The sequence below is a fragment of the Vibrio zhanjiangensis genome (assembly GCF_030161235.1).
Lineage (GTDB): Bacteria > Pseudomonadota > Gammaproteobacteria > Enterobacterales > Vibrionaceae > Vibrio > Vibrio zhanjiangensis.
Map to the genome: position 1 here is coordinate 114,311 of NZ_BSPW01000084.1, position 10,101 is coordinate 124,411.

The following is a 10,101-nucleotide window of genomic DNA, read 5'->3' on the forward strand; positions in this document are numbered from 1 at the left end:
TACTCAAAAATGTTCTGACCCTTGCCTACCTGTCTAAATCAAACACCATAATCTACATTTTTCATCTCTATATCCGAGTAACTAGCCCGTTGTTTGATTAATGGAGGTAATCTTGTTGCAAATCTATGTTCAGTTTGTAACTTCTTCCATAAAATATCTAAGCAATAGTGATGGCTAACGAGTTTATTGAGCTTGAGAGGGAGCTTGCTCGAATACTCTAGACCGAGTGCAGATTCAAAAAACGTGCTCATCAGCTTAACAGCGAAGCTTCTATGGACAATATAGCCTGATGCGGTTTGTGAGTTGATTACTCGAGAAAACCCGAGTTGATCATCGATTATTGCAATAGGTATGGCTTGGTTATTGCCAAGAAGAAATACATCCCAATCGCTAGAGCAATCCAAAATTCTCTCTAAGTTAGAAAGAAATAGTTCGCATTCTTGGACTTCAAAGTCATCTTCCAAGACTAACAAGTATGGACTGGAAGAGAGAGATAAATAGTGGGCAATTAAGTTACCATGACTGAGGCTACAGCCTAATGCGCCACACTCTGGTTTATAGTAAGCTTCAAAGAATGACTCATCACCAATATTAATACCGCATTCTTTTAACTCAGCTATGGATTCCTCTTTTCTATCGATCCGGTGAGCCAAATTAATGATCTTTAGATGAACGTTATCGGTTAACATAACAAATACCTTGGGCGCCAAAGAGGTGATATGTTAAGCATAGCTAGAAAAAATTGCCATGGGAACTCTTTCGAATTCAAGTTAATTCATGTTAGTTCAGGTTGATTTTGCGGGATTTATGGCACTGAGCCTACTTCATCTAATTCGAACGTTAAAGGTACGCACCATGCTGATCTTTTAAGGGTATGATTTCTGGCTGCATTTCTGCTCAATAGTTATTCAACTAACTAAAAATTTCCATCTTTTCTGTTAAAAAGCAAAGATTAATACTGAAAAAAAATATTAGTTGCATAAGATATAATATCATTAGTTAGGCTTGGTTAATGTTAGGTAGATTATGAGGTCAGTTGCTGAAGAGGTAAGGAAAGTATATCAATATGCGGAACCTAATTTGACATTGGTTGGATGGATGGGGATGCTTGGGTATCCAGTATACTATTACGTATGGACTTATTTATTCCCACAACCATATGAAAATCTAATTTTACGTATAGTATGTTCAATTCTCTTCTCAATCATAGCTTTTAGAGAAAAACTTCCCAAGTCTTTCAAAAAATATATGCCACAATATTATCTTTTATCTATAGGCATTTGCCTACCTTTCTTTTTTAGCTTCATGATGTTTATGAATGATTGGTCAAATATATGGACAATGTCGTTTATGGCTTCAATCTTTCTCCATATATTAACAGTTTACGAGACACGAATTATGCTGATGCAAGCTGCTGTGTCAGTTCTTTTTGCATTTGGTTGTGTCTATGGTGCTGACCTTTCGTTAGCTGTAAATGGTATAGTATTGTCCTATATACCAATTTTTTTGTTTACGTACATATTTGGCACATTGTTTTACTTCAGGAATCAAGTGGAGCATGAGAGTAAAGTTTCTATAGCAAAATCATTTGGAGCAGGCATAGCACATGAAATGCGAAATCCTTTGGGTGCAGTACAAGGCGCAATTGATGTAGTGAAATCGTTACTACCACATGAGAATATTCAAAAAAGTGAATACTATAGTATATCTCATAACGATCTTACTGTTGTAAAAGAAACATTAAGTGATGCAGAAAATACTATTTCAATCGGCAATGAAACTATAGATTTACTGTTAACCTCAATTGATGAAAGTAGAGTTACGAGGAAATCGTTTAAAAAACACTCACTCAGTAAAGTGATTGAAGATTCGTTAGAATGTATACCATTTCTGGGAAAAAATTATCGTGATTTCATTAGCTTAAATTGTTATTGTAATGCATACTTTCTTGGCAGCGATACTTTAATTAAATATGTTATTTTTAACTTAATTAAGAATTCTTTTAGTCATCAAGGAGTAAGAGAGCTAGAGATTGAAATAAAAATAAGCTGTTTTAAAGACTATCATGAGCTTATATATTTTGACAATGGTTCAGGCATTCCAGAAGAAGTGTTGGGAAGTATATTTAAAGATTTCTTCACTTATGGAAAAAAATCGGGCTCTGGACTAGGACTACCATTTTGTCGTAGGGTTATGCATTCATTAGGAGGAACAATTTCCTGCAAGTCAAAAATTAATGAGTGGACACAATTCACGCTAAAGTTTCCTTCCTATTTTTCATGTGTATCTAGAAAATACATGATTGATATAATTGTAGATATGTCCATTCTGTATATTGGCAGAGAAAGTTATTTAAATGATATTTTTTCTCACACACCTTTAGCTAAACGACTTAACCTTATCTATCTTGACATTCAACGCTTTATCAATAAAAAAAATTACGAATTTGAATATGAGGTGATTTTCTTAGACTTGGATGAATTGCTATTAAGAGGAGTGGACATTAATTTCATAGAGAAAAAGCTTTGCTTTACGGAGGCGAAAATAATATATATTCATGAAGGAAAAATTGATAGAGAAGTAAGTTTTTTCTCTGTAGAAAAAAATAAACTAGAAAAAGACTTTGAAATATTAATATGTGATTTGATTTTTGAAGATAGAAAAGTCAAACCAAATAATAATGAGAATAACATTGAAGAAAATAAAAAAACTATACTTATAGCTGACGATAATCAATCTATCAGGACCTACTCTTCCTTAATATTGGAGCAACATGGTTTTAAGGTAATTGAGGTAAACAATGGGCAAGAGGTAGTGGAAGAGTTGAAAAGTGAAGCAGTGGATCTGGTCATCATGGATATAGAAATGCCAAAAATGAATGGGTTGGAAGCGACCTATGAAATTCGGCTATTTTCATCCGTGCCAATCGTGGCGTATACTGGAAACTCGTCACAGAAAATGATAGACACTATTTTACAATCTGGTATGAATGACTACATAGTTAAGCCTGCAAACACCAAAGCAATAATAGATAAAATCTCCTTCTGGATCTAAAGCTAAGTACCTACCTAGCTTTAGATTTTTCCCTTAATTTAAAACTTTTTCTTTTAAAGCTTTCTCGCAAACCTCTAAGATCTCATTTGCCTGAAGGTAAGTGATAGAGCTATTTATTGACAACCTGATTATATTTTTCCTACATGGAGTTGCAGGTCGGCAAAACACTGACCCAAAGATACCATTGTCTTCAAAAAAATCTCTGACTTTTTCTGTATTTGATTCGCTACCTGTTTCAATTGCGATAATTTGAGAATCACTTTTTATCGTTAGTCCTAACTGTAAAAGTTGGTCACGAATATATTTGCTGACTCTGTGTAAGTGATTTCTTTCTTTATCTTTCTTTTTGATAACGTGCATCGTTTTTTCTAGTCTATCTAGCTCGAAAGGAAGCATAGCGGAGCTGAAAATTGATGGATATGCTACAAAAGGGATACATTCGTTTGCTTGGTTATTACAAAAAATGGCACCAGCCCTATATGCAAATGTTTTAGCTAGGCTTGCAGTCAAGAAGTCAACCTGACTTGTAAGTTTTAGTGAATTGACAAGTCCAGAACCCTTGCAACCATGGGTGCCTAATGAATGAGATTCATCAACTACAATAGCACAGTCATGTTCCTTGCATATGGTGACTATATTTTCCAGTGGGGCAATAGTGCCTATAGTACTGTAGATAGAGTCGACTAATACAATTCCTTGACCATAACGTTTAATCAGTTTTCTTAGATGATTTATATCATTATGTCTGAATGCGTATATTTTTGCCCCAGCAATTTTTGCTCCTTCCCAAAGTGACATATGAGCAAAAAAATCTATATAAACTGTTGTGTTATCGCTACATATGGTTTGCAATAAGGAAATATTTGCTGTCCATCCAGATTGTGTTAATAAACAAGATTTGAAGCCTACATAATCTGCCATTTTTTTTTCTAGTACTGGCTGTGTATCTTTATCACGAAGGAATATCCCAGACATAACAGGTGAAGATTTATAATTGAGCATGGAATTTACGTGATGCTCAACTATTTTAGAATGATTGGAAATGTCTAGATAATCATTATTTTGAAGGTTGATATCGCCTACCGATGGACGTTTTCCTAATACTAAATGTTTTCCATTATTATTTTTTTTAATGAGATCATCAAGATAGAAGTCTAGATGTTTACTAATGAATTCTGGTAGATGTGAATGATTTTTTTTTGATTTCATAAATATATCCTTGATTGAATACACCAGTACATGCTGGCTATTTTTATAAAAACAAAAAAGGATAGTGGTTTGTCAAATGTTGTATATTACAATATCTGGTTAATTTATATGCTAGATTAAAAACCAGCATCAACTAAAATAATAAATTAGAATGTTAATTTTTTCTGGAAAATATCTCAGGCCAATACATCTTGATATATCTGAGGGTAACCCAAATGACTAAACCTGTAGCGATGCTAAGCTCAAAAAAACCAAACTTATGAAGCCATTGCCACTGAGGTTGGTATTGCTCAAAAAAGCTTGTTAATCGATACATAGCGATGGCACTTATGACTGAAGGAAAAGTGACTGCTGCGATTGAAGGGTGAAATTTTAGTCGCATTAGGCGAAAGTAGCAGAGATAAATAGTTAATGTCATTGTGATTGCTATTCCAGCTAAGGCTCCTGTTAGTATGGGATCTGGCTGACGAAAATTAACTAGGTAACTTGCAAGTGATAAATTAATTGGAGCCGCCATTATAGTTAATGTTGGCCGAGCTGGTCTTGGAAGACTTCCTTCAAACATCAGCCTGTATAGAACAATGGGCAGGGTAAAGAAATAAATGGCGATACAGAGGTTTACCAAGGATTCAGAGAAAACCGTATGGCCAAATTTAGTGCCAGCTAATGAACTGCTGATCAAACCGACAGGATATAAAAACCAACTAGGAACAACATTAGCGAGTTTGAACTGTCTGAATTGGAAATAGAAAAACAGCATCATCATGGTTAGATGCAATGTTAATGAGGTAAACCATATTGGATAAGCGATCAAAGGAGAAATAACGGCTAGGTAATCACATAAAACGAGCAAAGCCATGGTGAGAGGCGCCAAAAGGCTACCGTTGAGAGGGTGGCGGAGATCGCTCAAAAGTAAGCGATAGTTGGTTAAATACTTGATTAGAACTGGAATCAGTAACAAGGCCCCGAGGCCTGCTAGATAGGGACGGACAAACATACCGATTTGTGGAATATATAATGCCCAAGCATGCCCTAACCCAATCATGCCGAGTGCTAATGCGGCTTGAGCGGGGGGAACGTTATGAAATTTTAAAAATCGATTCAAGTTCAACAGCTACATCCTAATAAAGAATAAGACGTCAATTTAATACATCATTGGATTAAGCTGGAGATGATATCAATTTGGTTGCTTAATTAGCAACTAGGATTTGCTCTCGCTGGGTAGATCTTCTTGTCGTAATTTTTCATTCTTTAGCGTGCGATGAAGAAGCTGGCTATATATTGGTTGCCCCCCTAGGAATTGAGCTACAATGACCGCTCCTAGGCAAGTGATGATAAGGGGTAAGATTAAGTAATAGTTATTGGTCATTTCAATAACCAGCAAAATACCAGTGATCGGCGCTCTTACTGTTGCTGCAAACAAAGCGCCCATACCCGCAATCGCAAACATGCCAGGTGCAATGGTAAGTTCAGGTAGTAGACTTTGTGTAATTAGGCCAAATGCGTAGCCAAATAAGGTGCCGAGTGCGAGCATAGGCGCGAAAATTCCTCCCGGAGCTCCTGATGCAAAGCAAAGTAAAGTCGTGACTATTCGAGCGATAAAAAGTAGAAGTAATACTCCGGCACCATAGCCGCCATTAGTAATGGTGGGGATAAGAGCAATGCCTCCTCCGGTTATTTCAGGTAAATAGAGAAGCATGAGACCAAAAAAGCCACCTAAACAACTTCCAGTAACTAAATAGCGTTTGCGATCGTTTTTGTGTATTTTTACAAACAGATCTTGTGAAAAATTGATTAAACGGTTGAACGTAACGCCGAATACACCGAACATCGCTCCGAGTAGCAAAAAAAGCCATAAAGCAGCCAGCTCAGGTCGCTGATATTGCGGCATGGTTATGACGGCTTCCTGCCCATTAATGTATCGAAAAACGATGTTGGCTGATATGGCAGAAATAATGACGGCTCTGATGGAGATGAGTGAATAGCGAAATTGTGGTCGCATTTCTTCGACGACAAACATGATACCAGCTAGAGGGGCGTTAAACGCTGCAGCTAGACCACCTGCCGCACCAGATGCGAGTAATGAATGCTGCGTATCGTCGTTTTTAATCCTAAAGAGATCGGTGACCATGCGACCAATCGCGCCCCCCATTTGAACTGTTGGTCCTTCTCGTCCGAGTACCATACCTGAACCAAGCGCTCCCATGCCTCCAAAGAATTTGACCGGTAAAACCCGCCACCAGCGAACTGGGCGGATGCCATCCATAGCACCTTCTATTTCGGGAATGCCTGAGCCAGCCGCTTCTGGAGCAAATCTATGGACTAAATAATATCCAACAAACGCAAGAGCTGCACTAATCAAAATGGCGGCAAGCCAGAGTGGTAAGGATCGGACAATGGCTTGCTTAAGCCATTCAGTTCTGGTGTCTGAGACAAAATGAACGGCCATTTCGAACATGGTACCGACTAATCCTGATAATATCCCAACAATCAAAGAGAGAACTAATACCGATAGCGGTGTTTTGTCTTTGGAGAGAAATTGATTCATGGCATCCTTAGGAACTTTAGAAAGTAAGGATCGCTTAACTCTCTCTTTGGTGCTCATTTGCTTATTGGTCCTTACGATATTACGAATATTAGGCGCTGTTCCCATTATTCATGTCAGATATACTCAAGAAATTGGGGACACTCGGGCGATTATACGCTTGGGGGAGGACTTCTAAATCTATCAAAATTGAAATATTGAATTTCAAATATGCAGCAAATGAATCAATAAGCAATTAAGCTCATATCTTGGTAGAAGATCACATTTTCTTGCTTGAATTTTGGCCGATTTAGACCAGAATTAAGGTGTAAGGAAACCTGAACTGTTCGCATAGAGAAAGTCAACCTTACATACAATTTGGAAGGATTCACCTAAATAAATGAAATCCTCGTGTTATGATCAGAATGTCGAAAACGAAGGCACTGATTCGCAAGCTCACGATTGAGTACGAGGGACGAGGCGCACTGAATGTGCGCCTTTTGTTGTCTGAAGCATTTTAAAGTAGACCTGCCAATTGATGGAGAATTTTATCTAACTGATCCCAAGGTAGTTTTTGACTATCAATAACTTCAAGGCGGCTATCATCACTAGGTTCAGGCGCTTGCGTGATTGAGACAACGCCGTTAGATATATTGACGGTTATGTACCCTTTGCTTGTTCTCATAACACCTTTAATTCTTTCTGCTGACAAGTCTGACAGCATAGAGACTAAATCCTCAAAGCAAAATTCAACTTGGTTGCTAAATAACCATCCGCAACTGTAATAACCTTGACCACTATTTTCGCGTCTTATTACTTGTTGGTCAGAGCCGAGCACTAAAGGTTCTGCCATTTGGGTATGATGATGGTGTTCATGTACATTCGTAGTCGGTTGACTGCGCCGAATATTGTTAACAATTTCATAGGGGAAGTGGCCATGTTTCACTAGTTGCCAGTATATTTTAGGTGGGTTTTGATCTGTGACCCAATCATTAAAGGTATCAACGTCTTTTGATGTGCATAAGTCGATTTTATTGCCTATGACGATATCAGCAATATTGAGCTGCTCAATGAAGTTTTCATTGTTTAGATACTTTGAGTTGGAAAGATTGCGTGGGTCGACAAGTGCAATGGTTGCTCTCAAATCGATGTGATCTTTGAACTGTTCAGACATGAGTATGGTGAGGATTTTGTCTGCATGTCCTAATCCAGTTGGCTCAATAATTAAGCGATCGGGTTTACTGCGCAGGAGCGATGTGATGGCCGCAGTCGTTGGAACGCCTGCTGCACAACACATACAACCTCCCGGAACCTGTTTAACGAGAATTCCTTGATGGTTGAGTATTGCTCCATCAATGCCTATTTCACCGAATTCATTGACTAAAACTGCCCAGTTTTCATTGGCGGGCTTTTCTTTAAGCAAGTTAAGGATGGCCGTTGTCTTTCCCGAACCCAAGAAGCCTGTAATGATGTTTGTTGGAGTAAGCATGTCAATCTCTCGTAATGTCTAGCGTAGAATTCAATTAGCGTTTATTTTTCAAGTAGCGCTTACGGCGTTCTTCTTTTTTCTGTGCTTTAAGCTCTGCTTTGCGCGCTGTTTCTATTTCAACTTCCACCAATTCTTTGGTGATCATTTCAGGGCGCTCAAGCGTGATTTGTCCTAAAGTGCCATTACGCAGTTCATGAAGTAAAATTTCAGAGCATTTATGCAGATCGACTCGGCCACCAGCTCTTAACGCACCGCGTTTACGACCAATTTCTTCCATTAATTCTATGTCGCTCTGAGGAAGCTCCTCAATTTGGTAGCGTTCTTTTAGGCGCTCTGGATAGGCTTGGGCCAAATATTCTACCGTGTAGAAAGCCACTTCTTCGTATTCCATTGCAGTATCTTTGACAGCACCTGTTGCGGCTAAGCGAAATCCACTGTGCGGATTTTCAACTTTAGGCCATAAGATTCCTGGTGTATCGGACAGCACGATACCATTTTGCAGATTAATTCGCTGTTGACGGCGGGTTACGGCAGGTTGGTTCCCTGTTACCGCTATTGCGCGGCCAGCAAGCGTGTTGATGATGGTCGATTTCCCCACATTGGGGATGCCCATGATCATAGTGCGAATATTTTTACCAATCTCTTTACGATGGGGAGCAAGTTTACGGCATAGGTCTAAGATTTTGTTTACTTCGTGTGGATTGGACGTTGTGATGGCCATGGCTTTGACATTTTGTTCTTTTTCGAAGTGATCGATCCACAGCTGAGTCAATTCTGGATCGGCTAAGTCTCGCTTATTAAGGACTTTTACAACCGGTTTTCCAGCGCGAATTTCAGAGATCATGGGGTTTTCACTGCTAAATGGAATTCGAGCGTCTAATACTTCGATGATCACATCAATTTGTGGGATGGCTTCTTCGATCTCTTTACGGGCTTTGTGCATGTGGCCCGGAAACCATTGAATTATATTATTAACCATATGAATGTGTGGCCTTTTCAAAATAGAGTATTGTTCACGAGTTGTACCAGTTTAGGCTATCTGGATGAACTGAAAGCCAAACTATCGTAAATCTGAGGGCTATAAGTCATCTTAACATTGTGTTTGATATTCTCATAACTCAGGTCTGTAGCTTGGTGAAATATTGTTCGTTTTAAATCTTTGGTTCCACCAAAGCGAGTGATACTTAAAAAGTGTTAAATGAAACAAGTTTAATACTTTGCTATGTCAATATTTGTTGTTTATATTTCATTTTCCATATGGATAATTCAAAAAATAGCGTTATGACCGTTACCCAAACTTCCTCAGAACATGAAACCTTGCTGGAAACCCACGAACAGCTTGTCTCCACAACGGATCTAAATGGTGTCATTACATACAGCAATGAAGCATTCTGTCGTATTGCTGAATTCAGCGGTGATGAACTACTGGGTCAAAATCACAATATTGTTCGCCATGAATCCATGCCTAAAGCGGCGTTTGCAGATATGTGGTCACATTTAAAGAAAGGCCAAGCATGGCGAGGAATAGTCAAAAATCGCACCAAATCAGGAGGTTTTTATTGGGTTGATGCTTATGTTACCCCGATCTACGAACATGGCCAGATCATAGGTTATCAGTCTGTTCGAGTTAAGCCCAAAAGGGAATGGGTAAATATTGCAGACAAAGCATATAAGCGACTGCGCAAAGCCGAGATGTCGGCAAGGCGTTGGTCCATTCCTCGTTATGATGGTGTGCGCTATGGCATTTTATTGGGATCACTTTTTGGGGTATTGCGCCCAATTCACCGATAAGTTCCACCTAATCCTATTTCATCAATATTTTCAT

7 protein-coding genes and 1 pseudogene are annotated in these 10,101 nt (G+C 38.5%); 2 read left to right on the forward strand and 6 right to left on the reverse strand.

Annotated features, from left to right (window positions below; all coding sequences use genetic code 11):
* Positions 1–38: 38 nt before the first annotated feature.
* Positions 39–689, reverse strand: a complete 651-nt coding sequence (locus QQK21_RS18880; protein WP_284193730.1) for a glycosyltransferase family 25 protein — start codon at positions 687–689, stop codon at positions 39–41.
* Positions 690–1,026: 337 nt separating this feature from the next.
* On the opposite strand from QQK21_RS18880, the gene QQK21_RS18885 reads away from it, so the two are divergent.
* Positions 1,027–3,054: an ATP-binding response regulator gene (locus QQK21_RS18885; protein ID WP_284193731.1), complete on the forward strand. Its 2,028-nt coding sequence runs from the start codon at positions 1,027–1,029 to the stop codon at positions 3,052–3,054.
* Between the two features lie 33 nt (positions 3,055–3,087).
* Here the strand turns inward: QQK21_RS18885 and cqsA are convergent, their stop codons facing one another.
* From cqsA to ylqF, 5 genes are all read right to left on the reverse strand, one after another.
* Positions 3,088–4,263, reverse strand: coding sequence for an alpha-hydroxyketone-type quorum-sensing autoinducer synthase (gene cqsA, locus QQK21_RS18890; RefSeq protein WP_284193732.1), 1,176 nt, complete (start codon positions 4,261–4,263; stop codon positions 3,088–3,090).
* Between the two features lie 154 nt (positions 4,264–4,417).
* Positions 4,418–5,374, reverse strand: coding sequence for a TDT family transporter (locus tag QQK21_RS18895; RefSeq protein WP_284193733.1), 957 nt, complete (start codon positions 5,372–5,374; stop codon positions 4,418–4,420).
* 90 nt (positions 5,375–5,464) lie between these two features.
* A complete protein-coding gene (gene clcA, locus QQK21_RS18900) occupies positions 5,465–6,868 on the reverse strand; it encodes a H(+)/Cl(-) exchange transporter ClcA (protein ID WP_284193734.1) in 1,404 nt (467 codons plus the stop codon).
* 436 nt (positions 6,869–7,304) lie between these two features.
* Positions 7,305–8,276, reverse strand: coding sequence for a CobW family GTP-binding protein (locus QQK21_RS18905; RefSeq protein ID WP_284193735.1), 972 nt, complete (start codon positions 8,274–8,276; stop codon positions 7,305–7,307).
* A 34-nt stretch (positions 8,277–8,310) separates the two neighbouring features.
* Positions 8,311–9,255 carry a ribosome biogenesis GTPase YlqF gene (ylqF, locus tag QQK21_RS18910; RefSeq protein ID WP_284193736.1) on the reverse strand — a complete coding sequence of 315 codons (945 nt, stop codon included), beginning with the start codon at positions 9,253–9,255 and terminating at the stop codon, positions 8,311–8,313.
* Positions 9,256–9,557: 302 nt separating this feature from the next.
* Between ylqF and QQK21_RS18915 the strand changes: the two are divergent.
* Positions 9,558–10,037 (forward strand): annotated as a pseudogene (locus QQK21_RS18915) (PAS domain-containing protein); the annotation flags it as partial.
* Positions 10,038–10,101 lie beyond the last annotated feature (64 nt).

What these genes read in the sequence shown, in the direction of transcription:
- QQK21_RS18880 (WP_284193730.1), bottom strand. Translation starts at nt 689, where the DNA reads ATGTTAACCGATAACGTTCATCTAAAGATCATTAATTTGGCTCACCGG.
- QQK21_RS18885 (WP_284193731.1), top strand. Translation starts at nt 1,027, where the DNA reads ATGAGGTCAGTTGCTGAAGAGGTAAGGAAAGTATATCAATATGCGGAA.
- cqsA (WP_284193732.1), bottom strand. Translation starts at nt 4,263, where the DNA reads ATGAAATCAAAAAAAAATCATTCACATCTACCAGAATTCATTAGTAAA.
- clcA (WP_284193734.1), bottom strand. Translation starts at nt 6,868, where the DNA reads ATGAGCACCAAAGAGAGAGTTAAGCGATCCTTACTTTCTAAAGTTCCT.
- QQK21_RS18905 (WP_284193735.1), bottom strand. Translation starts at nt 8,276, where the DNA reads ATGCTTACTCCAACAAACATCATTACAGGCTTCTTGGGTTCGGGAAAG.
- ylqF (WP_284193736.1), bottom strand. Translation starts at nt 9,255, where the DNA reads ATGGTTAATAATATAATTCAATGGTTTCCGGGCCACATGCACAAAGCC.